Annotated in this window: 19 protein-coding genes; 13 read left to right on the plus strand and 6 right to left on the minus strand. The window is 66.1% G+C overall.

Annotated features, from left to right (window positions below; translation table 11 throughout):
- The first annotated feature begins 13 nt into the window (after positions 1-13).
- The gene (locus tag IGS68_RS07810; RefSeq protein ID WP_201078676.1) at positions 14-763 is read left to right on the plus strand and encodes an isochorismatase family protein; all 750 of its coding nucleotides are present in this window, start codon (positions 14-16) and stop codon (positions 761-763) included.
- A gap of 259 nt (positions 764-1,022) precedes the next feature.
- On the opposite strand, the gene IGS68_RS07815 is transcribed toward IGS68_RS07810, so the two are convergent.
- On the minus strand, positions 1,023-1,916 hold the full coding sequence (locus tag IGS68_RS07815; RefSeq protein WP_201078678.1) for a LysR family transcriptional regulator: 894 nt from the start codon (positions 1,914-1,916) through the stop codon (positions 1,023-1,025).
- 149 nt (positions 1,917-2,065) lie between these two features.
- On the opposite strand from IGS68_RS07815, the gene IGS68_RS07820 reads away from it, so the two are divergent.
- Positions 2,066-2,719 carry a hydrolase gene (locus IGS68_RS07820; RefSeq protein WP_201078680.1) on the plus strand — a complete coding sequence of 218 codons (654 nt, stop codon included), beginning with the start codon at positions 2,066-2,068 and terminating at the stop codon, positions 2,717-2,719.
- A gap of 64 nt (positions 2,720-2,783) precedes the next feature.
- Here the strand turns inward: IGS68_RS07820 and IGS68_RS07825 are convergent, their stop codons facing one another.
- Entirely contained in the window at positions 2,784-4,046 is a 1,263-nt protein-coding gene (locus IGS68_RS07825; protein WP_247881226.1) for a D-alanyl-D-alanine carboxypeptidase family protein, read from the minus strand.
- Positions 4,047-4,248: 202 nt separating this feature from the next.
- Here IGS68_RS07825 and IGS68_RS07830 point away from each other — a divergent pair, with 202 nt between their 5' ends.
- Positions 4,249-4,821, plus strand: coding sequence for a hypothetical protein (locus tag IGS68_RS07830; protein ID WP_201078684.1), 573 nt, complete (start codon positions 4,249-4,251; stop codon positions 4,819-4,821).
- Positions 4,822-4,834: 13 nt separating this feature from the next.
- Here IGS68_RS07830 and IGS68_RS07835 read toward each other — a convergent pair whose 3' ends face one another.
- On the minus strand, positions 4,835-5,602 hold the full coding sequence (locus IGS68_RS07835) for a peptidase (RefSeq protein ID WP_201078686.1): 768 nt from the start codon (positions 5,600-5,602) through the stop codon (positions 4,835-4,837).
- A gap of 309 nt (positions 5,603-5,911) precedes the next feature.
- Here IGS68_RS07835 and IGS68_RS07840 point away from each other — a divergent pair, with 309 nt between their 5' ends.
- The 5 genes from IGS68_RS07840 to IGS68_RS07860 all read left to right on the plus strand — a co-directional run bounded on the left by IGS68_RS07840 (position 5,912) and on the right by IGS68_RS07860 (position 11,081).
- The gene (locus IGS68_RS07840) at positions 5,912-6,340 is read left to right on the plus strand and encodes a phasin family protein (protein WP_201078687.1); all 429 of its coding nucleotides are present in this window, start codon (positions 5,912-5,914) and stop codon (positions 6,338-6,340) included.
- Between the two features lie 334 nt (positions 6,341-6,674).
- Entirely contained in the window at positions 6,675-7,001 is a 327-nt protein-coding gene (gene clpS, locus IGS68_RS07845; protein WP_158046428.1) for an ATP-dependent Clp protease adapter ClpS, read from the plus strand.
- A gap of 6 nt (positions 7,002-7,007) precedes the next feature.
- Positions 7,008-9,308: an ATP-dependent Clp protease ATP-binding subunit ClpA gene (gene clpA, locus IGS68_RS07850; protein ID WP_201078689.1), complete on the plus strand. Its 2,301-nt coding sequence runs from the start codon at positions 7,008-7,010 to the stop codon at positions 9,306-9,308.
- Positions 9,309-9,447: 139 nt separating this feature from the next.
- Positions 9,448-9,966 carry a hypothetical protein gene (locus IGS68_RS07855; RefSeq protein WP_201078691.1) on the plus strand — a complete coding sequence of 173 codons (519 nt, stop codon included), beginning with the start codon at positions 9,448-9,450 and terminating at the stop codon, positions 9,964-9,966.
- Positions 9,963-11,081, plus strand: coding sequence for a CaiB/BaiF CoA transferase family protein (locus IGS68_RS07860; RefSeq protein ID WP_201078693.1), 1,119 nt, complete (start codon positions 9,963-9,965; stop codon positions 11,079-11,081). The genes IGS68_RS07855 and IGS68_RS07860 overlap by 4 nt, the downstream gene beginning before the upstream one ends.
- A 6-nt stretch (positions 11,082-11,087) precedes the next feature.
- Here IGS68_RS07860 and IGS68_RS07865 read toward each other — a convergent pair whose 3' ends face one another.
- The 3 genes from IGS68_RS07865 to IGS68_RS07875 form a co-directional block, all read right to left on the minus strand.
- The gene (locus tag IGS68_RS07865; RefSeq protein ID WP_201078695.1) at positions 11,088-12,254 is read right to left on the minus strand and encodes a GNAT family N-acetyltransferase; all 1,167 of its coding nucleotides are present in this window, start codon (positions 12,252-12,254) and stop codon (positions 11,088-11,090) included.
- A gap of 40 nt (positions 12,255-12,294) precedes the next feature.
- Positions 12,295-12,762, minus strand: coding sequence for a RidA family protein (locus tag IGS68_RS07870; protein ID WP_201078697.1), 468 nt, complete (start codon positions 12,760-12,762; stop codon positions 12,295-12,297).
- Between the two features lie 88 nt (positions 12,763-12,850).
- Positions 12,851-14,593 (minus strand): methyl-accepting chemotaxis protein, encoded by a 1,743-nt coding sequence (locus IGS68_RS07875; protein WP_201078699.1) that lies wholly within the window; start codon positions 14,591-14,593, stop codon positions 12,851-12,853.
- A 228-nt stretch (positions 14,594-14,821) separates the two neighbouring features.
- On the opposite strand from IGS68_RS07875, the gene IGS68_RS07880 reads away from it, so the two are divergent.
- The 5 genes from IGS68_RS07880 to IGS68_RS07900 all read left to right on the plus strand — a co-directional run bounded on the left by IGS68_RS07880 (position 14,822) and on the right by IGS68_RS07900 (position 23,122).
- The gene (locus IGS68_RS07880) at positions 14,822-15,334 is read left to right on the plus strand and encodes a hypothetical protein (RefSeq protein ID WP_201078701.1); all 513 of its coding nucleotides are present in this window, start codon (positions 14,822-14,824) and stop codon (positions 15,332-15,334) included.
- A 77-nt stretch (positions 15,335-15,411) separates the two neighbouring features.
- Complete coding sequence (locus IGS68_RS07885) at positions 15,412-17,016, plus strand: alpha-amylase family glycosyl hydrolase (protein ID WP_201078703.1); 1,605 nt, start codon at positions 15,412-15,414, stop codon at positions 17,014-17,016.
- Between the two features lie 1,207 nt (positions 17,017-18,223).
- Positions 18,224-20,170, plus strand: a complete 1,947-nt coding sequence (locus tag IGS68_RS07890; RefSeq protein ID WP_201078705.1) for a PrkA family serine protein kinase — start codon at positions 18,224-18,226, stop codon at positions 20,168-20,170.
- Between the two features lie 20 nt (positions 20,171-20,190).
- Positions 20,191-21,498, plus strand: coding sequence for a YeaH/YhbH family protein (locus IGS68_RS07895; protein WP_201078707.1), 1,308 nt, complete (start codon positions 20,191-20,193; stop codon positions 21,496-21,498).
- A 67-nt stretch (positions 21,499-21,565) separates the two neighbouring features.
- On the plus strand, positions 21,566-23,122 hold the full coding sequence (locus tag IGS68_RS07900; RefSeq protein WP_371821888.1) for a SpoVR family protein: 1,557 nt from the start codon (positions 21,566-21,568) through the stop codon (positions 23,120-23,122).
- Positions 23,123-23,140: the final 18 nt, after the last annotated feature.

Genomic DNA, 23,140 nt, shown 5'->3' on the forward strand with positions numbered 1-23,140 from the left:
AAGGACCATCGCCATGCCGGACACCCTCTTCCTTCAGACGCTTCCCATAGCGCTCGGCCGGTTCGACCCGGCCTCCAAGCCGACCGGCCTGGTCATCGTCGACGAGGTCCACGGATTCTGCACCGTCGGATGCGGCCCCCTGGCCCCGGCCTCTCCCAATGCCCAGGTGGACAGGATGGTGACCGAGACCGTCGGGCTGGCGCGCCGGTTCGAGGCGGAGGGGTGGCCGACCCTGGCCTTCCTCGACACCCATGTCCCGGGCAAGCCCGAGCCGCCTTATCCTCCCCACTGCGAGATCGGCACCGGCCAGGAGAACCTCGTCGGCGAACTGGAATGGCTTGCCGATTCCCCCGCCGCGACACTGATCCGGAAGGACTGCATCAACGGCTTCATCGGAGCCATCGGGCCGGACGGCCGCAACCGCCTGCTGGACTGGATCACGGGAAACCGGCTGAAGGCGGTGCTGGCGGTCGGCATCTGCACCGACATCTGCGTGATGGATTTCGTGCTGACCCTGCTGTCGGCGCGCAACCACGGCATGGCGGGCGATCTGGAGGACATCGTGGTCTACGAACCGGGATGCGCCACCTACGACCTTCCCCTGGCCGTCGCCCGGGACCTGGGCCTGCCCGACACGGCGGCCCATCCCCAGGCGGAAACCCACCACATGGGCCTGTATGTCATGGCGTCGCGGGGCGCCGTGCTGGCGGGCGAACTGGCTTGGAGCTGTCCCCGATCAGGTCCATCCGCCCGAGACAGCTGATCCGATGCGTTGCGCCATGGGTGCAACCTAAGATCGTCGGCCCGCGTCACCTCCGCCCTGCATCGAGCCGTAGGTTGCGCCCATGGCGCAACACGGTGCGGCGAGTGGAACGGCCGGCTGCGAGGACCGGAGCGGTTCAACCTGATCGGGGACCGCTTTAGGTTCGGTTGGGAGCATGCGTGGCCGGCCGGGCTGTTCCGCGGCGAACGGAATGCCCAGCCAGCCCCGTCGAACCTGCCTGCTGCGCACCTTTCCCGGCTCAGGAGTCGAGACCCCAAAGGTCCGGGTTCCGTTTGAAATACTCGGTCATCATCTCGGTGAGGACCCGTATCTTCCGGGCGGGATGCTGGCCGGGCGGACGGACGACATAGGCGGCCGCCGGGGGCGGTGGATAGCCCGTCATGATCGGCACGAGTGCGCCCGAGACGACGTGGCCGTACGTGATGCAATCGGGAAGCCAGGCGATCCCCAGCCCCGCAACGGCGGCTGCGGCAAGCGCCGTCGCGTTGTCCGCCTTGAAGCTGCCCTGCGGCTGAACCGTGATGATCCCGTCGCCATCCGTGAACTGCCAGGTTTCCACCCCCTGCATGAGCGCCGGGTGGTTGAGAACCTGTTCGGGCGTCTCAGGAGCGCCGTGCAACTTGATGTAAGCCGGGCTTGCCAGAAGCTTTCCGTAGATCGGCCCGACGCGTTTTGCGATCAGGTTGGAGTCCTGAAGATAGCCGACCCGGATGGCGCAATCGAAGCCCTCCGCGATGAGATCGACGAAACGGTCGCTGTAGGATGAATGGATGTGCAGCCGCGGATGACGTTTTGCCATCTCCGCGATCACGGGTGCGAAATGGGTCGGCCCGAAGGAAAACGGCATGGCGATGCGCAGGCGGCCGCGCAGATCGCCATCGGGAAGAATCGCCTCTCTGGCGGTGTCCATCTCGGCGCTGGCCCGGGCCGCATGGTCCCGAAACGTGACGCCGGCTTCCGTCAGGGCGGCACCGCGGGTCGTCCGTGCGAGAAGCTGGATGCCGAGTTCCGCTTCGATCCGAAAGAGCCGCCGGCTCACGACCGATTTGGAAACGCCGAGCCGGCGCGCGGCGGCGGATACCCCGCCGGCATCGGCGACGGCGACGAATGTCTGCAGATCTTCGATGTCCACTTCGGCGTTCCCCAAACTGCGACACAGCTTTCCCGACCATGGCACTATCGAATCGCCGGAGGGAACGGTTAATTGCGGGCGGGCAGTCGCTCCCGGCGGATGTCTCCCGCAAACCCGATGCCGTTCGATCGGCAGGAAAGGAAGTCGCAATGACTTTTCGGAATGGCCTTGGTTCGCTTCTTCGTCCCGAAGACTCGGTCCTCGTTCTGATCGATCACCAGCCTTACCAGCTTGCGAACGTGAACAGCCACGAGCCGCAGATGGTGGTCAACAATACGGCGGCGCTGGCGAAGGTCGCCAAAGCCTTCGGCGTACCCACGATCCTGACAAGCGTGATCGCCGACAGGGGCGGCCTGATCTTCCCTCAGATCACTGACGTGTTCCCTGGCCAGGAGGTGATCGATCGGACCTTCATCAACACCTGGGAGGACAGGAAGGTCGTGGACGCGGTCAAGTCTACCGGTCGCAAGCAACTCATCATCGCCGGCCTCTGGACCGAGATCTGCGTCGCGATGCCGACGATCCAGGCTCTTGGCGAGGGTTGGGACGTGACGGTCGTCACCGATGCATCCGGAGGCGTTTCGACCGAAGCCCACGAAGTCGCGATCCGACGCATGATCGCGGCCGGCGCGAACATGATGACTTGGCTGGCGGTGGCGTCGGAATGGCAGCGTGACTGGGCCCGCACGGAGCATGCCGCCGAGCTTTCGGAGGTGCTCGTGCAGCATGCCGCCGGAAGCGGCATCGCTTTCCTTTGGGAACAGCAGTTGCTCAACACGCCGGTGCCAGGCACCGTGGACTGACCAGGCGCGGAGGGCGAGGATCCGGCGCACTGCGCCCGTCGGCGGACAGGCGCCCCCAGGGACCTCACAGACCCTGGGGCGCCACCATGATGCAGGCGTCGCCCGCCCGTTCCAGGCTGGCGCAGACGTTCCGCGCGGTCGTCTCGTCCAGGCCCATCAGGCGGGCGCGGAACAGCCGGCCGGAACCGGTCGTCACTTGGATCATCTGAGGATAGGCCCGGGACAGGAGCGAGGGCAGCCGGCGGCTCACCGAGTCGAGCGCCTTGCGGCCGGCGCGGGCGTCGCTGAAGGCGCCGACCTGCACGCCCCAGACGCCGGTCTCCGACGCGATGGCGCTGCCGCCCGCGCCGAGCGGCGGGCTCAAGGTTGCGGCCAGCGTCGCCAGGTCGGAACTGTCGACGACCTCCTCCAGGCTGGCGACCTCGACGTCGCCGCCGGCGATATCCGGCTTGCGGTCCGGGCGGGCGGGCGCGCGGAGCGAGGCGACCAGCGGCGCGGGCGTGCGCGGCGTGGCGAAACCCTGGTCGAGCAGTTCGGCCAGATGGGCGTCGCGCCATGCCGGCGTATCGCCGCCCATGACCACCGCGATCAGGCGCCGGCCCTGGCGCACCGCCGATGCCGCCAGATTGAAGCCCGATGCCCGGATATAGCCGGTCTTCAGCCCGTCCATGCCCTTGTAGACGCCCATGAGGCGGTTGTGGTTGGGGTGCTCGACGCCGCGATAGGTGAAGCTGGCCCGGCTGAAATAGGGGTAGTATTTCGGATAGTCGCGGATCAGCGCCGAGGCCAGGATGGCGAGGTCGCGCGCGGTCGAGACCTGCCGCTCGTCGGGCAGGCCGTGCGGATTCCGGAAGGTCGTCCGCGACATGCCGAGCTGGCGCGCCTTCCGGGTCATCATCGTGGCGAAACGGCTTTCGGAGCCGCCGACTCCCTCCGCCAGGACCATGGCGGCATCGTTCGCCGACTTCGTCACCAGCGCCAGGATCGCGTGCTCGACCTTGATCCGCTGGCCGGGCTTGAGGTCCAGCTTGGTCGGCGGCTGCGACGCCGCCTTGCGGGATACCGTCAGGCTCTGACCGAGCTTGATCCGCTTCTTCTGCAGCGCCTCGAAGGTCAGGTAGAGGGTCATCATCTTGGTCAGCGACGCCGGGTACTTGGGATCGTCGGCATTGGCCCGGTACAGGACCTCCCCGTTGCCGGCATCGATCACGATGGAGGCGTATTTCGATTGGGCCAGTGCCGGGTCCGCCAGGGAGCCTATGAGAAGGAGCGACAGGGCCAGGATGATCGTGGCGAGAAAGCCCGGTCGGCGGGACGGATTTGACACGGCGGAGCCCCCAATACACCTTCTGAACAAATCTTTGGCCGGATGGTAAGTTCGTGTTGAATCAATGTCTACCGTCCTTTCGTTAAACGGGCGCGACTGTGGTCTTCCGACCCTGATCCCTAAAGGATGAGGCAGTGACGCACCGGAAGATTGTCGGGTGCTTCTATCGTCCGTCCCGGCGGTGGGTGGTATATTGTCCGTCATGCGCCTGACACCGTTCGGTCCGGCCGCCGCGGCGGCTCTCCTCCTGCTCGGTCAAGCCCTGACCGGGTGCGCCTCGCTCGGCCCGGCCGAGGATGCGGGCGTGCGCAAGCTCACCTGGTTCAGCTACGTGAACGGGGAGGATCTGCGGGCCCAGTGCTCCGCCGAGGCTCCCGACCGCTACCGCCTGATCCACAATGCGCGGTCGAGCGCCCGGCTCAGGACCTACGAGGTGCATGGGGAAGGCGACGACGGGCGCTCCGGCCGCCCCGGCGGCGCCGTGGTGGAAGCGCGCGAGATACCCGCGGCCGACCTGTCGCGGCGCCAACCCGAAGAGGCGCTGGGCACCGGCGAAGGCGCCGCCGCCCGCATCAGGCTGTCGCCCGAGCAGTTCGATTGGCTGACCCGCAGCCTCGCCGACAACGGCGTCTTCGACACGCCGCTGCGAGGATTCCGGACGAAGCCGGGCGGCGTGCTCTGGCTGGCCAGCGGCTGCCACGACGGCGCCTATTTCCTGACCGCCTTCTCCAACCCCGCCGAGCGGCTCGAGATCATCGACGGGCCGGGACGGTGACCGGCGGAGCGGCCTATTCCCGGTCTTCCCCGCCGACCACCGCCAGCGTCGGTTGCGCGGCGGGCATCAGCTTGTCGATCCAGGGGCCGTCCGGCATGCGCTGGGCCAGGTCGGTCAGGTTGCGGTTCCACCACTGGCGCTGGTCGACCAGATCGTCATAGTCGTACTGGGTCTGGCGCCAGTTGCCGTCGCCGTTCGTCATGGTCACCATGTCGATCGGGAAACCGACGTCGGCCGAGCTGAAGCGGGTCGAGTCGAAGGACAGGTACGCCAGCTTCAGCGCCGTCTGCATGGAGGTGTCGTAGCGCAGCGCCCGGTCCAGGATCGGCTTGCCATAGGCGGTGGCGCCGATGGAGAGATAGGGGGTGCGCTCGTCCACCTCGATCCAGTTGCCTTCGGGATAGACCAGGAACATGGTCGGCTCGCGGTCGTCGGACAGGCGGCCGCCGATGATGGCGTGCAGGTTGAAGTGCAGCTTGCTGGCCTCCAGGGCCTCCTTGTCCTCCGCGGCGACTTGCCGCAGACAGGTCGTGAAGGCGCCGACCGCGTCGAGCATGCTCGAGAAGCTTTCGGTCGGGCGCTTGGTCATGTCCCGGCGGAGATAGGCCAGCGTCTTGTCGCGCACGCTGCGCAGGCCCGAGTTCATGATGAAGAACCGGTGGCTTCCCGATCCCATGATCGTGACCTTGCGGGCCGCTGAAAGCTGGGAACCGCTGGTGATGCGGCCGTCGGACAGGCCGATCAGGCCATCGCGGATCTTGATGCCGAGGCAGTAGGTCATTTCCGGTAAATCCAAAGGCGAAAAGGCGACACATCCTGTCACGCCGGCGGTTCCGCCACAAGCGCGGTCCCGGCCCTGCCGCCGACCATGGCGGGAGTTGGTGAACACCCCGTTAATGATGCGGAAACGCTTTCCCAAAGCTCATTGTGCAGTGCACAAAAATCGTTGACGGCGTCGGGAAAATGCCTATAGTAAGCGCATTGCTGCACTGCAGCATGAAAGTTCAGAGGCCTGGCGCGCGCATATGCGAAACCCAGCCGCGACCCTCCGACGGAGTTGGTGGCGGCGACCAACCGAAAGGAAGTCCAGATGTCCACGACCCCGACTTACGAGCAGTTCGCGACCGTTTCCAAGGAGCAGATGGAGAAGGCGGCCGCCCAGATCGTCAAAGGCTACGAGGAATACGCCACCTTCAGCAAGGCGAACGTCGACGCCCTGATCCAGGCCGGCACCGTCCTCGCGAAGGGCTTCGAGGAACTGGGCAAGCGCGCGCTGGCCTACTCCCAGTCCTCGCTGGAGAGCGGCGCCGCCGCCGGCAAGGCCGCGATGAGCGTCAAGACCGTCCGCGACCTGGTCGACCTGCAGTCCAGCTACACCAAGTCCACGCTCGACACCGCGCTGGCCGAAAGCGCCAAGCTGTCCGAGCTGTCGGTCAAGGTCGCCAACGAGGCGTTCCAGCCGATCAATGCGCGCCTCAACGCCACCATCGAGAAGCTGGGCAAGCCGCTGGCGGCGTAACGCGGGAACATCTTCGGGACGGCGCGGCGCCGCGGCGCCGCGCCGTCCCGGCAGAGCCGAAGCGCAGACGGCCCGGCGGTCCAGAGTGACCGCCGGGCCGTTGCCGTTCGTGACTCCGGTGTTCGGAAATTCCGCGTTTGGAACGATCGGTCCGGTATGCCCGTTTCGGAGGACGGGGCATTTCGATTATTGCGCGAAGTCGGCCGCCTGGGATCAATTCTCGGGAATCCTTCCCCCCGATGTGGATTTGGCACAAGACGCCTCTTCCAAGCGCGTCCGGAAATCTCATATGATTGTCGGAGGATGTCCATCGCGATGATTGCTAAATTTGCCCATGGCCGACAGCGACAAGCACGGGGACGAGGGGACCGTGACGGGAGTGGTCGTCAAGGCCAAGCCCAAGACGAAGAAACCCTCTATGTACAAAGTTCTAATGCTGAACGACGACTATACTCCGATGGAGTTCGTCGTTCTGGTGTTGGAGCGATTCTTCAACAAGAACCGCGAGGAAGCCACGCGCATCATGTTGCACGTGCATCGGCGTGGCGTCGGCATCTGCGGAGTTTTCACCTACGAGGTAGCCGAAACGAAGGTTACCCAGGTGATGGACTTTGCCCGCCAACACCAGCATCCTTTGCAATGCACCCTGGAGAAGGATTAGCCCGGCATGCTCTCGCGTAATCTCGAGCAATCGCTGCACCGAGCCCTAGCCTACGCCAACGAGCGCCGTCACGAATACGCCACGCTTGAGCATCTCCTGCTCGCGCTCACGGAAGACCAGGATGCTGTAGCCGTCCTGCGGGCGTGCGGCGTGAACCTCGACAAGCTGCGCTCGGAGCTTGGCGAATACCTCGACAACGAGCTCTCCAACCTGATCACCAACCGTCCCGAGGACGCGAAGCCGACTGCCGGCTTCCAGCGGGTGCTGCAGCGGGCGGCGATCCACGTACAAAGTTCCGGCCGTGAGGAAGTGACCGGAGCGAATGTGCTGGTTGCGCTGTTCTCTGAACGCGAGAGCCATGCGGTCTATTACCTGCAGGAGCAGGAAATGACCCGGTTCGACGCGGTGAACTATATTTCTCACGGGATCGCGAAGGCGCCGGGCCGCAACGAGACGAAGCGGGTATCGGGAGCTGACGACGACGCTGCGGCGGAGAAGGTCGTGAAGAAAGGCACTGAAGCTCTCGAGGCATATTGCGTCAACCTCAACAAGAAGGCCGCCAGCGGGAAGATCGATCCGCTGATCGGGCGGGAGCAGGAGGTCGAGCGGACCATCCAGATCCTGTGCCGCCGCTCGAAGAACAACCCGCTCTACGTGGGTGATCCCGGCGTCGGCAAGACCGCCATCGCCGAGGGCCTGGCCCGCCGGATCGTCCACGGCGAAGTGCCGGACGTCCTGGAGAACGCGACCATCTTCTCGCTCGACATGGGCTCGCTGCTGGCCGGCACCCGGTACCGCGGCGACTTCGAGGAGCGGCTGAAGGCGGTCCTGTCCGAGCTGGAGGCGATGGAAGGCGCCATCCTCTTCATCGACGAGATCCACACGGTGATCGGCGCCGGCGCCACCTCGGGCGGTGCGATGGACGCGTCGAACCTGCTGAAGCCGGCGCTCGCCAGCGGCGCGCTGCGGTGCGTCGGGTCGACCACCTACAAGGAATACCGGAACTACTTCGAGAAGGACCGGGCGCTGGTCCGGCGCTTCCAGAAGATCGACGTCAACGAGCCGTCGATCGAGGACGCGGTCAAGATCCTGCGGGGCCTGAAGCCCTACTACGAGAAGTACCACCGGATCCGCTACACCAACGAGGCGATCCGCTCGGCGGTCGAGCTGTCGGCCCGCTACATCGGCGACCGCAAGCTGCCGGACAAGGCGATCGACATCATCGACGAGGTCGGCGCCGCGCAGATGCTGGTGCCGGAGTCGCGGCGGAAGAAGACCATCTCGGTCAAGGACGTGGAGGCGGTGGTCGCGAAGATCGCCCGGATCCCGCCCAAGAGCGTGTCGCGCGACGACCGCGAGGTGCTGCTGAACCTGGAGCGCGACCTGCGCACCATGGTGTTCGGCCAGGACAAGGCGATCGAGGCCCTGTCCTCGGCGATCAAGCTGGCCCGCGCCGGCCTGCGCGATCCGGAGAAGCCGATCGGCAACTACCTGTTCAGCGGTCCGACCGGCGTCGGCAAGACCGAGGCGGCGCGCCAGCTCAGCATGACGCTGGGGATCGAGCTGATCCGCTTCGACATGTCCGAGTACATGGAGCGGCATACCGTGTCGCGCCTGATCGGCGCCCCCCCGGGCTATGTCGGGTTCGACCAGGGCGGCCTGCTGACCGACGCGATCGACCAGCACCCGCACGCGGTCCTGCTGCTCGACGAGATCGAGAAGGCCCACCCGGACCTGTTCAACATCCTGCTGCAGGTGATGGACCACGGCAAGCTGACCGACCACAACGGCAAGACGGTCGATTTCCGCAACGTGATCCTGATCATGACCACGAACGCGGGCGCCTCCGACATGGCGAAGCCGGCGATCGGGTTCGAGCGGGCGGCGCGGGTCGGCGAGGACATGGAGGCGATCAACCGCATGTTCACGCCGGAGTTCCGCAACCGCCTGGACGCCATCATCCCGTTCTCCGCGCTGTCGCCGGAGATCATCGGCCAGGTCGTCGACAAGTTCGTCATCCAGCTGGAGGCTCAGCTCACGGATCGCGGCGTGACGATCGAGCTGACCGACGAGGCCCGGGAATGGCTCGGCCGGAAGGGCTACGATCCCCTCTACGGCGCCCGGCCGCTCGGCCGCGTCATCCAGGAGAACATCAAGAAGCCGCTGGCCGAGGAACTGCTGTTCGGCAAGCTCGCCAAGGGCGGAACCGTCAAAGTGACCGTCGCGGACGACAAGCTGACCTTCACCTATCCCGATCCGCCGCCGACGGACAACGAGGAGGAGAAGGTTCCCGAGATGGTGGACTGACACTCCACCGCCTGATGGGGCGGGGGCTCCCGGGAGCCCCGCTTTGTCGGCCATGGTAACGGAAAGAGCGTCATCGTGCATGACGCCCTTTTTTTTGCGTGCTATTAGGAAGCCAACGCTATCGTCTGGATGTCTTCCCTTGGTCCAACGCACCTACAAGCGCAGCGAAGTGGAAGGCCTGCTGCATGCGCTCGAACGGCAGGCCCGCGAAGCCGCGAAACTCGCCACAGAGGCGCAGCGCGAGGCGGCCAACAACAGCTTCGTCGCCTACCGTCATTTCCGCGAGAAGGTCGGGGAGTTCAAGGCGCTGTGCATCCTGATCGAGGGGCGCCTGAAGCACGTGGCCGACGGCCGGGTCGACGACCTGAAGACCGAGTTCGAGCGGATGGACATCCTGATGCTGGGCCTGCTGATCAAGGCCAGCATGCGCTTTTTCTTCGTCCTCTCGGCCAATACCATCCTGCCGCTGGGCGCGCGCGAGATCTTCATCGCCGAGTTGCACAGCCTGTACGAGGCGCGGGAGAAGCTGCGCCGGCCCGATTATGTCAGCCGGCTGAGCACGGGCCTGGCCAACGACCTGGACACGGCGGAGGCGATTCTGGAAGAAATCATCGACAAGGCCCCCGGACTGCTGAAGTTCGGGACCGGCGCGGTATGACCGGCGGCCTGCTCGACGGAGTCCGCGTCCTCGACCTCAGCCAATACCTGCCGGGTCCCTTCGCCGCCCAGATGCTGGCGGACATGGGGGCCGACGTGGTCAAGGTGGAACCGCCGTCGGGCGACCCGATGCGGCGGCTCGGCGGGACCGATTCGGACGGGCTGGCTCCCGCCTACAAGCTGGTGAATGCCGGCAAGACGGTCGTCCTGCTCGACCTGAAGCAGGCCGCCGACCGGGCGTCGTTCGAGTCCCTGGCGCGGGCCGCCGACGTGCTCGTCGAGAGCTACCGGCCGGGCACGCTGGACCGGCTCGGGCTGTCGCGCGCGCGGCTGGGGGAGCTGAATCCGGGCCTCGTCCACGCGGCGCTATCCGGATGGGGGCAGGACGGTCCCTATCGCCTGCGCGCCGGACACGACATCAATTACATGGCGCTGGGCGGCGGCCTGGCCTCGTCGGGAATTGCGGGCACTCCGGCAATGGCCCATCCGCCGGTGGCTGACCATGCCGCCGCCATCCAGACCGTCGCCGCCGTGTCGGCCGCCCTGTTCCGCCGGGGCAGGACCGGGCAGGGGGCTTTCCTGGACCTCAGCCTGATGGAGACGGTGCTGGGCTGGCAGTCCTGGCCGCTCACCCTGGCACGGCGCGGCGCGCCTCCCCGCCCGGCGGGCGACCTGCTGACGGGAGGGGCGGCCTGCTACCAGATCTACCGCACGGCGGACGGCCGCTTCGTCAGCCTGGGCGCCATCGAGGAGAAGTTCTGGGCGGCCTTCTGCGCCACCCTGGGCCGGCCCGACTGGACCCCGCGCCAGTTCGAGCCGATGCCGCAGCGGGACCTGATCCTTGAGGTGGCCTCGACGGTCGCGGCCCAGCCGCTGGCCCACTGGGAAGCGCTGTTCGCCGAGGTGGATTGCTGCTTCGAGACGGTGGTCGAGCTGGCCGACGTTTCCGCCCATCCCCACGTCGCCGCGCGCGGGCAGGTGAGGGTGTCGGGGGACGCCGAGCCTCTGGTCGAGACCCTGTTCGGCCTGCGGGTCGACGGCGGCTCGCCGCCGGCCCGGCCGCCTCTCCGGCAGGTCGATGCGGAAGCCCTGCTGGACCGCTGGAAGACCGCCTGACGCGGGTCAGCCGCAGCCGTTCTCCTGCCGGAACGGGCTGTCCTGCATCAGGATCGCGATCTCGTTCTCCACGGCGGGCCGCTCGCGCCTGAGATAGTCGGCGATCGCCGCGCGCAATCCCGGATCGCGGATCCAGTGGGCGCTGTATGTCGGGGTCGGCAGGTAGCCGCGCTGGATCTTGTGCTGGCCCTGGGCGCCGGCCTCCACCCGTTTCAGCCCGCGCTCGATCGCGAAGTCGATGGCGCGGTAGTAGCACGCCTCGAAATGCAGGTGCTTGTACGTGGCGAGACAGCCCCAGTTGCGGCCGTAGAGCGTATCGCCGCCGAGCAGGTTCAGGGCGCCGGCGACCCAGTCGCCGTCGTCCTCGACCAGGATCAGCACGACCCGGTCGGCCATGGTCTCGCCCAGCTGGCGGAAGAACTTCCGGTTCAGGTAGGCGCTGCCCCATTTCCGGTCGCTGGTGTCCATGTAGAACTTGTAGAAGACGTCCCAGTGCTCCTGCCGCAGGTCGGGTCCGGTCAGGGTGTGGATCTTCACGCCCGTCTCCGCCACCTCGCGCCGTTCCTTGCGGATCGACTTGCGCTTGCGGGAATTCAGCTCGCCCAGGAAATCGTCGAAGCTGCCGTAGCCCCGGTTCTCCCAGTGGTATTGCTGCCCGATCCGCTGGAGCCAGCCGGCCTCGCCGAAGCGGTTCCAGTCCGACTCGGTCGGGAAGGTGACATGGATCGAGGAGACGGCGTGGCGCAGCCCGATCTGCTCCAGTGCCGAGATCAGCGCCGGCGCCACTCCGGCGGGGGCCTCGGGATGGACCAGCAGGCGCGGACCGGTCACCGGCGTGAAGGGAACGGCGGCCTGCAGCTTGGGATAGTAGCTGCCGCCGGCCCGCTCGTACGCGTTCGCCCAGGCGTGGTCGAACACGTATTCGCCGTAGGAATGGCTCTTCAGGTAGAGCGGGACCGCTCCCCAGACCCCGCCCTCCGGACTTTCGAGCACCAGATGCTGGGGCTGCCAGCCGGTCGCGGCGCGGCAGGACCCGCTGTCTTCCAGCGCTCCCAGGAAGGCGTGGCTGAGGAACGGGTTCTCCGCGCCGGCACAGGCATCCCAGGCGGCGGCGTCGACCGCGCCGATACCCGGTATCACCTTGACCGTGATGCTGTCGTTTCCATCTGGCATGACCAGAGAATTAAGCGTTTCGCGCTGCGGCGCAAGACGCTCACTTCAGTTCGAAGACCGCCTCGACCTCGACCGAGCATCCCAGCGGCAGCGACGGGGCGCCGACCGCGAACCGGGCATGCTTGCCGGCCTCGCCGAAGACTTCAAGCATCAGTTCCGACGCGCCGTTGATCACCTTGGGGTGGTCGTTGAAATCGGGCCCGCAATTGACGAAGCCGCCCAGCTTGAGGCACCGCGCCACCTTGTCCAGGTCGCCGCCGCAGGCGGCAGCCACCTGGGCCAGGATGTTGAGCGCGCAGACCCGGGCGCAGGCATGGCCCTCCTCGACCGAAACGTCGGTGCCGACCTTGCCCTTGTGAGTCAGCGAGCCGTCCCGCATGGGGATCTGGCCGGAGACGAACAGGATCTTGCCGGACAGGGTGTAAGGCACGTAGGCCCCGGCCGGAGCCGCCACTTTCGGCAGTTCGATGCCCAGTTCCGTCAGGCGCGCGGCGATGATTCCCGCCATGGTTCTCTTCCTTCCCGTATCGTTGTGTCGGAAGGGAGGACCATAGCGGGACAATCCGCCGCGGGCCAGGGCCGCCGGCGCGGAGGGATCAGGCGCTCAGCTTGTAGCGCCCGACGAGCCCGTCGAGCTGGTTCGCCAGCCGGCTGAGCTCCGCCGCGGCGCTCGACGTCTCGGTGGCGCCGGCCGCGGTGCTCTGCGCGATGGCGACCATGGTGCGGACCGCCTCGCTGACCAGCTTCGCCTCCTCCGCCGTCTGGCTGGTGTCCGACGCCACCGCCTTGGCCGAGGTCGCGACCTGCCCGACATTGCGGCCGATCTCGCTGGTGGTGGCGCTCTGCTGCTCCACCTCGGCCGCGATCGAGCCGGCGATCCGGTCGATCTGGGAGATCACCTCGTGGATCGCGCCGATCGAACCGGAGACCCTGGACATGGCGTCGGCGACCTGGTCGATCGACGTGACGGATCGCTCGGTCTGCTCCTGGGTCGCCGTGATCCGCTGGGCGATCTGCTCGGCCGCCCGGGCGCTCTGGGTCGCCAGGTTCTTGACCTCGGTGGCGACGACGGCGAAACCCTTTCCGGCCTCGCCGGCCCGCGCCGCCTCGATCGTGGCGTTCAGCGCCAGCAGGTTGGTCTGCTCGGCGATGTCGGAGATCACCTGGATCACCTCGCCGATCTCCGTGCTGTTCTGGGATAGCTGGCGGATATTGTCGACCGCCGACCGGATCGCCTGCTCGGCGCCCCGCAGGGTGTCGCGCGCCTGGTCGGCGGCGGAGGAGGCCTTGTGCGCGACGTCGGAACTGGCCGCGGCATGGCGCGCCACCTCGCGGATCGACGCGGTCATTTCCTCCGACGCGGCGGCCACGCCGTCGGCGCTGCTCGCCAACTCCTCGGCGATGGCGGTCAGGTCGCCGACGGCCCCGACCACGCCGACGACGGCGCTGTTGATCTGGTCGGCGTGGCCGTTCATGGTTTCCGCGTTCCGGCTCATCTCCTCGGCGGAGGCGGTGAGTTCGACCGACGCGGTGGAGACCGAGCCGCTGGCCTCGCTGACCTGCCCCAGGCTGTCCTTCAGGCTCTCCAGCAGGTGGTTGAAGTCCCGCGCCATGGCGCCGATCTCGTCGCCGCTGTCGATGCCGACCGTCCGCGACAGGTCGCCCGTCCGCGCGGCCGATATGGAACCCTGCATGACCGGGATCGGGCGGACGATGGCGCGGGCCAGGGCCGCCGCGATCATCCCCTGGACGATCAGGATGGCCAGGCAGACCGCTCCCAGTTCCAGGCCGCTCAGGAGGAAGGCGGCCTCGGCATCGTCCACGTAGAGGCCGGAGCCGACGACCCAGTCCCAGGGCTTGTAGTGGCTGGAGTAGCCGATCTTCGGCTGGGGCTCGGTCGCTCCCGCCTTCGGCCAGACATAGCGGACGACGGCCGATCCGTCGGCGATCGCGCGCCGGGTCATCTCGCCGACGAAGGCGAACCCGTTGGCGTCCTTGGTGTCCCGCAGGTTCCTGCCGACCAGCTGGGGGTTGGTGCCGTGGGCCAGGACCGTGCCGGACGGATCGAGGACGAAGAAATATTCGCCGTCCGCATATCGCAGGGCCGTGACGCCGGCCAGGGCCGCCGCCTTGGCGGCATCCTGCGTCATGGATCCTGCCGCGGCGAGCTTGGCATGGTGGTCGATCTGGGCGACGGCGACCTCCACCAGCTGGCGCGTCTGGACCTGCCGGTCCGCGAACATCTGGCTCCTCAGGGTGCCCAGGGCCGCGGCGGTGACTGTCAGCAGTCCCACCAGGCCGGCGCCGACGATCAGGAGGATCTTTCGTCTTATGCTCATTCCGGAGAACATCGTTGCACCCTCGGCGCTGCTCGGATTTTGCCTTGTTCCCGCGACTCTTTCGCATCTTCGCGAATCCAAGGTTAATCGCCGGGGCGCCGCCGCGCTTCGGGACGGATGCTGCGCCACTCTGTCGCGCCTATGCCCTCCAGATATGTTGCGAATGACTCTCAATAGGCGTATTCATGCAAAGAGAGTGCGAGTGATTATCACTTTCAGAGGATCCCCATGTCGTACCAGATGCTCGACCGATCGACCGCCAGCATGCCGGACCTCGATTTCGTCCCGGAGCAGGAGGATCCCGAATCCCTGATCGTGTGGGCGTTCCGCCGCTGGGTCCTGGGCTTGCGCCACCAGGCGCCGGAACAGTGGGACACGGTCTGGCGCGGCCTGCAGCGCCGCTGCGGCGAGCCGGTCGCGCGCGAGGCCGCGGCGGCACTGGCCGAGATGATCGAGGCGCTGCGCCGGACGGCACGGCGGACCATCACCCACCACCAGCCCTGCTGCCGCTGCGTCGGCGACGACGAAGCCCTGCTGCTGGTCCTCCTCGGCGCCTGCCAGCGCGGCGACGGGCTGCTCGCCCAGACCGCGGCGCAGACGCTCTCCGGCATCGCGCATCCCGACGGCCTGCTGATGGGCGCGACGCGGTTCGCCGAGGCGTTCGCCGTGCGGGGCCTGATGCTGCCCTACCGCGATATGCCGGCGGGCTCGACGGTTCCGGACGGGGTCATGATCCACTAGGGGCGGAATGGTTGGAGCCGATTGCCGGACACGCGCGTTTCCCAGGGAACCGCAGGTATCCGAAAGGGCATTCCACCATGCACAAGACCGGCACGGCCTGGTGGCAGCACGGCATCGTCTATCAGATCTATCCAAGATCGTTCCAGGACAGCGACGGCGACGGCATCGGCGATCTGCCGGGCATCATGGACCGCCTGGACCATCTGGTGGAACTGGGTGTCGACGCCGTCTGGCTGTCCCCGATCTATCCTTCGCCGATGGCGGATTTCGGCTACGACGTCGCCGACTTCACCGGCATCGATCCGATCTTCGGGACGCAGGAGCAGTTCGACGCCCTGGTCGCAGAGGTCCATCGGCGGGGGCTGAAGCTGATCCTGGACTTCGTGCCGAACCACACGTCGGACCGGCACCCCTGGTTCGAGGAGGCGCGGCGATCCCGGGACTCGGCGAGGCGCGACTGGTACATCTGGCGCGACCCGGCGCCCGATGGCGGCCCGCCCAACAACTGGCTGAGCAATTTCGGCGGCAGCGCCTGGGAATTCGACGCCGGGACGGGTCAGTACTATTACCATGCTTTCCTGAAGGAGCAGCCCGATCTCAACTGGCGCAACCCCGCCGTGCGGGAGGCCATGTATGATGCGCTCCGCTCCTGGATGGCGCGCGGCGTCGACGGTTTCCGCGTCGATGTGATCTGGCATCTGATAAAGGATGATCAGTTCCGCAATAATCCTATCTCCCCGGGATGGACGCCGGGTATGGACCCGTTCCACCGGCTCGTCCCCCTCTACACCGCCGACCGGCCCGAGGTGCAGGACGTGGTGCGCGAGATGCGCTCCGTGATCGACGAGTACGACGACCGCGTGCTGATCGGGGAGATCTACCTGCCCCTGGAACGGCTGATGGCCTATTACGGCGTCGACTTGGCCGGCGCCCATATGCCGTTCAATTTCCAGTTGATCGACGCGCCGTGGCACGCCCGGACCCTGGAAGGGCTGATCGGCGACTACGAGGGGGCCTTGCCGCCCGGCGGCTGGCCCAACTGGGTCCTGGGCAACCATGACAAGCCGCGGATCGCCAGCCGCGTCGGCCCCGCCCAGGCCCGTGTCGCCGCGATGCTGCTGCTGACCCTGCGCGGCACCCCGACGCTCTATTACGGCGACGAGCTGGGGATGGAGAACAGCCCCATCCGGCCCGACCAGGTCCGGGACCCGTTCGAGAAGAACGTGCCCGGCAAGGGCTTGGGCCGGGACCCGCAGCGTACGCCGATGCAGTGGAGCGCCGCGCCCAACGCCGGTTTCACTACCGGCCGGCCCTGGCTCCCGATCCCCGGCAATTTCCGCGAGGTCAACGTGGAGGCCCAGTCCGGCGACGCTGGGTCGATGCTCTCCCTCTACCGGGCGCTGGTCGCGCTGCGTCGGAGCGAGGCGGCCCTGTCGATCGGGTCCTACGAGCCGGTCTCGGCGGACGGCGATCTCCTGGTCTTCCAGCGCGTCTCGGCAGGCGACCGCTTCGCCGTCGCCCTGAATCTCGGGCCGACGCCGGCCCGGGTGGATCTGCCGGACCGCTTCGCCGGCGGGCGGGTCCGGCTTTCCACGCATCTGGACCGTTCCGAGGCCCTGCGCGGCACCACCGTGGAGTTGCGCGGCGACGAAGGCGTCATCGTCGTCCCGGCCGCACCGTAAGGGTGAAGCCGGACCCGTCGCTCAGGCGAGGTCCGGCTGGCTGCCGGGAAACCGGGGGTCCTCCGGATCGGCGGGGGAGCCCGGAACCTTGCCTGGGATGATCCCGGTCTGTTCCTGTTCGCCGGGCGGTTCTTTCCGGCCGGTGCGAGGTGTGTCCCCGTGTTCCTGTCCAGGGTCCCGTTTCGGATCTGCCATTTCCATCCTCCTGTTTTATTCCTGCAACAGGTGGCGTGGCGGCCGGGTTGCACGCCCCCGAAAGGAGTCGCCCGACCGGTCTATCGAGTCGGTGTCATCGAACTGCAGGATTCGTCTTCGACGGCGGTTTCGGGTGCCGCGCGAGGCGGAACGAGTACGCCTTGGGTGTGTTTGATTAATCACAGCGCATGCGGAGATACTGGATGAAGGCGCCCGCCAAGTGGTGCCGCTCCCGCGCTGATCGGCTGAAAGCGACGGGGGGAGGCGGGAGTACGGATGCATTCGGGCAGCCGGACGCATCCATGGGCCGGCCCACATTCCGCAGGGCGGGAACGGTGCGCGCAATCCGCTCTTGCCCCGATGCCCGCTTGTGTTTGAAACTCCTTGTTAACGAAGCGCCGCTTAACGTAACGATTAACCATCAGGGTGTCTGAAAGGGGAACGGCTTGAAGCAACGAACCGCAGACCGTCATAGCCTCAGCCGGGCGATTTCGTCCGACTGCCGCGCCGAGGGTTCGCCGTTCCGGCCACGGCCAGTTTCGCCCGACACGTACACCTTCCGATGGAACGCCCCTGGCCCGATCGCCGATAAGGCTGCTTCAGATCGCCGCAGTGCGGTATACTCCGTCTTGCCATCGAATAGTCCAATTCCAAGGCAACCATGCGGAGAAGATCGGGGCAGGGTGGCTGACGGATCGTTCTTTGGAAAAACCGGCTCTCGAAACAACACGCCAGGCCGGCGCGTGCAATTACGGCAACGCGTTAGAAATCTCTTTGAGACTAGCTATATAGATTCGATGAACGCGAACCGCTCGTGGTCTAGGCTAATCCGTTATGATGCCGGGAACTTTCTTGACCGGAAAAGTAACGATCCAGAAAAGGACAGCCTCAGAGTTCGGCGGGGAGGAGTGACGACTTTCGTTGCCTGCGGCAGCCCTGGCGGAGAAGTGGACGTATGAAGCCAGTCGAGCGCTGCAGGACCAATGGAGACCCTTTCACAGAGGAGTGACCGATGTTCCCGGCCGACGACCTGTTTTCTCGCTACGCACAGAACTACGAGGGTCGCAAAGAAGTCGAGATGACCCTCGTCGAGTACCTTGAGGCGTGCAAGGGCGACCCTCTGATCTACTCCACCGCCGCGGAACGGATCCTGGCGGCGATCGGGGAAGCGGAGGTCGTGGATACAGCCAAGGACCCGCGCCTCGGCCGTATCTTCATGAACCGCACGATCAAGGTCTATCCCGCCTTCAGCGACTTCTACGGCATGGAGGAGACGATCGAGCGTATCGTCGGCTTCTTCCGGCATGCCGCCCAGGGATTGGAGGAGCGCAAGCAGATCCTCTACCTGCTGGGTCCCGTGGGCGGCGGCAAGTCCTCCCTCGCGGAGCGGCTGAAGTCGTTGATGGAGCACCAGCCGATCTACGCGCTGAAGGCGGGCAAGGAGATCAGCCCGCTGTTCGAGAGCCCGCTGGGCCTGTTCGACCCCGAGCAGATGGGGCCGGTGCTGGAGGACAAGTTCGGCATCCCGCGCCGGCGCCTGACCGGCCTGATGAGCCCCTGGGCGGTCAAGCGGCTCGACGAGTTCGGCGGCGACATCTCCAAGTTCCGCGTCGTCCGCCTGATGCCGTCCAAGCTCCGCCAGGTCGGCGTGTCCAAGACCGAGCCGGGCGACGAGAACAACCAGGACATTTCCAGCCTGGTCGGCAAGGTCGACATCCGGAAGCTGGAGATGTTCAGCCAGAACGATCCGGATGCCTACAGCTTCTCCGGCGGCCTGAACCGGGCGACCCAGGGCATCCTGGAATTCGTCGAGATGTTCAAGGCGCCGATCAAGATGCTGCACCCGCTGCTGACGGCGACCCAGGAAGGCAACTATGTCGGCACCGAGAATATCGGCGCCATGCCGTACCAGGGCATCATCCTGGCCCACTCCAACGAGGCGGAGTGGCAGAGCTTCAAGAACAACAAGAACAACGAGGCCTTCATCGACCGCATCTGCGTGATCAAGGTGCCCTACTGCCTGCGGGTGACGGAGGAGCAGAGCATCTATCACAAGCTGATCCAGGGCAGCGACCTGGCGGCCGCCCCGTGCGCGCCGGCGACTCTCCAGATGATGGCCCGCTTCTCCGTCCTGTCGCGCCTGCGCGAGCACGAGAATTCCAGCATCTATTCCAAGATGCGGATCTATGACGGCGAGACCCTGAAGGAGACCGACCCGAAGGCCCGGTCGATGCAGGAATACCGGGACGCGGCCGGCGTCGACGAGGGCATGGAAGGCATCTCGACCCGATTCGCCTTCAAGGTGCTGGCGGCGACCTTCAACTACGACAACACCGAGATCTCGGCCGATCCGGTCCACCTGATGTATGTGCTCGAGCAGTCGATCAAGCGCGAGCAGTTCCCGGAGGACACCGAGAAGCGATACCTGGAGTTCATCAAGGGCGAACTGGCGCCGCGCTACGCGGAGTTCATCGGCAACGAGATCCAGAAAGCCTACCTGGAATCGTACCACGACTATGGTCAGAACCTGTTCGACCGCTATGTCGATTATGCCGATGCCTGGATCGAGGACCAGGACTTCAAGGATCCCGACACCGGCCAGCTGATGAACCGCGACCTGCTGAACCAGGAGCTGACCAAGATCGAGAAGCCGGCCGGCATCGCCAACCCCAAGGACTTCCGCAACGAGGTCGTCAAGTTCGCGCTGCGGGCGCGGGCCAACAACGCCGGCCGGAACCCGTCATGGACTTCCTACGAGAAGATCCGGGAGGTCATCGAGCGGCGCATGTTCAGCCAGGTGGAGGATCTGCTGCCCGTGATCAGTTTCGGCAGCAAGAAGGACAGCGAGACCGAGAAGAAGCATTCCGACTTCGTCGAGCGTATGATGGAGCGGGGTTACACTGAACGGCAGGTCCGCCGGCTGGTCGAGTGGTACATGCGAGTGAAGCAGGCCGGCTGAGGGAAGGGAAGTTCGCTGAAATGAACATCATTGACCGGCGCCTCAATCCCAAGGGCAAAAGCCTGGCAAACCGCCAGCGCTTCCTGCGCCGCGCCAAGGAGCAGATCGTCAAGGCGGTGCGCGACAGTTCGGGCAAGCGCAGCATCCAGGACATCGAGAACGGCGACAAGATCTCGATCTCCACGGGCGGCGTGCGCGAGCCGTCCTTCCACCGCTCGGCGAGCGGCGGACTGCGCGAGCACGTGGTGCCGGGCAACAAGGAGTTCGTGGAAGGTGACACCATCCCGCGGCCGGAAGGCGGCGGCGGGCGGGGCGGCTCGGAGGGCAGCCCCGACGGCGAGGGCGAGGACGATTTCCGCTTCGTGCTGAGCCGGGAGGAGTTCCTGGACATCTTCATGGAAGACCTGGAACTTCCCGATCTGGTCAAGCAGAAGATCAAGCAGACGGAGAACTACTCGCTGCACCGCGCCGGCTACAGCTCCAGCGGGTCGCCGTCCAACCTCAACCTGGTGCGCACCATGCGCAACAGCCTGTCCAGGCGCATAGCGCTCCGCCGGCCCAAGCCGGAGGAGATCGAGCGGCTGGAGCAGGAGATCGCCGAGCTGGAGGCCGGCGGCACCGACGACGCGCGGCTGGCGGAGCTGCGCGGCGAGCTGGAGCGCCAGATGCGGCGCAGCAAGGTGATCCCCTACCTCGACCCGGTGGACGTCCGCTACAACCGGTTCGAGCGGGTGCCCCGTCCGGTGGCCCAAGCGGTGATGTTCTGCCTCATGGACGTTTCCGGGTCGATGACGGAACACATGAAGGACCTCGCCAAGCGGTTCTTCATCCTGCTCTACCTGTTCCTGAAGCGGCGCTACCGCCATGTCGACATCGTCTTCATCCGGCACACCCACGAGGCCAAGGAAGTCGACGAGGAGACCTTCTTCTACAGCGCCGAGACCGGCGGCACCGTCGTCTCCACCGCGCTGGAGGAGATGCGCCGGATCATCGCGGACCGCTATCCCGAGGCCGAGTGGAACATCTACGCGGCGCAGGCGTCCGACGGCGACAACATGTCGAACGACAACGCCAAGTCCGCGGCGCTGCTGGAAAACGTGATCCTGCCGATGTGCCAGTACTTCGCCTATATCGAGGTCAGCCAGGACTACGAGGGCGGCCTGGGCGGGGCGCTCGGCTCCTCGCTGGGGCGCGAGACCGATCTCTGGCGGACCTACAAGCTGGTGGCGAAACCGGGGGCGCCGATCGCCATGCGCAAGGTCCGTACCCGCCGGGAGATCTTCCCGGTCTTCCGCGACCTGTTCTCGCGGGAGAACGCGACGGCCTGAGAAGCGGACAGGCCGACGCGGACACACCTAGGCAGCGGGCCCGGGCAGCGGGCCGAAGGAACGACAGATGTCCATGCAGATGCTCGACGACGGCAACCAGTTGATCTTCGAAGGCGCGGACTGGGATTACGACAAGATCAAGCGCGCCTATGACGCGATCGAGCGGATCGCGTTCGACGAGATGGGTCTGGACATCTATCCGAACCAGATCGAGGTGATCACGGCCGAGCAGATGCTGGACGCCTACTCGTCCATCGGCATGCCGCTGATGTACAAGCACTGGTCGTTCGGCAAGCACTTCGCGCAGGACGAGACCCTGTACCGCAAGGGCCTGCGCGGCCTGGCCTACGAGATCGTGATCAATTCCAGCCCCTGCATCAGCTACATCATGGAGGAGAACTCCATGACCATGCAGACGCTGGTGATCGCCCACGCCGCGTTCGGCCACAACCATTTCTTCAAGAACAACAACCTGTTCCGCCAGTGGACCGATGCCAAGGGCATCCTGGACTATCTGGAATTCGCCAAGACCTTCATCCTCAAGTGCGAGGAGCGCTACGGCCACCAGGCCGTCGAGCGCACGCTGGACGCCGCCCATGCGCTGATGAGCCATGGCGTCCACCGCTATCCGCGCAAGCAGCCGCTCGACCTGCGGGAAGAGCAGCGCCGCGAGGACGAGCGGCAGGAATATAACCGCAAGATGTACAACGACCTCTGGCGGACCGTCCCGACCAAGCCGGGGGTGAAGGAGTCGGTCTCCGCGGTCGAGAGCCGCAAGGCGCTGCTGGCGCTGCCCGAGGAGAACATCCTCTACTTCCTGGAAAAGAAGGCGCCGCGCCTGCACCAGTGGCAGCGCGAGATCCTGCGCATCGTCCGCCGGGTCGCCCAGTATTTCTATCCGCAGAAGCAGACCAAGCTGATGAACGAGGGGTGTGCCACCTACACCCACTACTACATCATGAACAGGCTGCACCAGAAGGGTCTCATGTCCGACGGGGCGCTGCTGGAATTCCTGCATTCCCACACCAGCGTGGTGTTCCAGCCCAACTTCGACGATCCCCGGTTCAGCGGCATCAATCCCTATGCCATCGGCTTCGCGATGATGCAGGACATCGAGCGCATCGCGACCGAGCCGACCGACGAGGACCGGGAATGGTTCCCCGACTATGCCGGCAACGGCGACGCCATGGGGACGCTGCGCGAGGCCTGGGCCAATTTCCGCGACGAGAGCTTCGTGCTCCAGTATCTGAGCCCGGCGCTGATGCGCAAGATGCGCATGTTCGAGGTCCGGAACGACGCGTCCGAACCCGAGATGCTGGTCGAGGCGATCCATAACGAGCGCGGCTACCGCAAGGTCCGCAAGGCGCTGGCCCGCCAGTACGACATCGGCTACCTGGAACCCGACATCCAGATCCTCGACGTGGACCTGGCAGGCGACCGCAAGCTGATTCTCCAGCACCGGGTGATCAACCGGGTGCTGCTCGACGAGAGCGACGCCCGGGCGGTGCTCCGCCACATCGCCAATCTCTGGGGCTACGAGGTGATGCTGGTGGAGGTGGACGCGACGACCGAGGCGGTCCTGAAGGAACACACCGTCTCGGCCAGTTCGCTGCTGCTGAGCTGACGGCCGCAGGTCGGCTCC

Source organism: Skermanella sp. TT6, assembly GCF_016653635.2.
GTDB lineage: Bacteria > Pseudomonadota > Alphaproteobacteria > Azospirillales > Azospirillaceae > Skermanella > Skermanella cutis.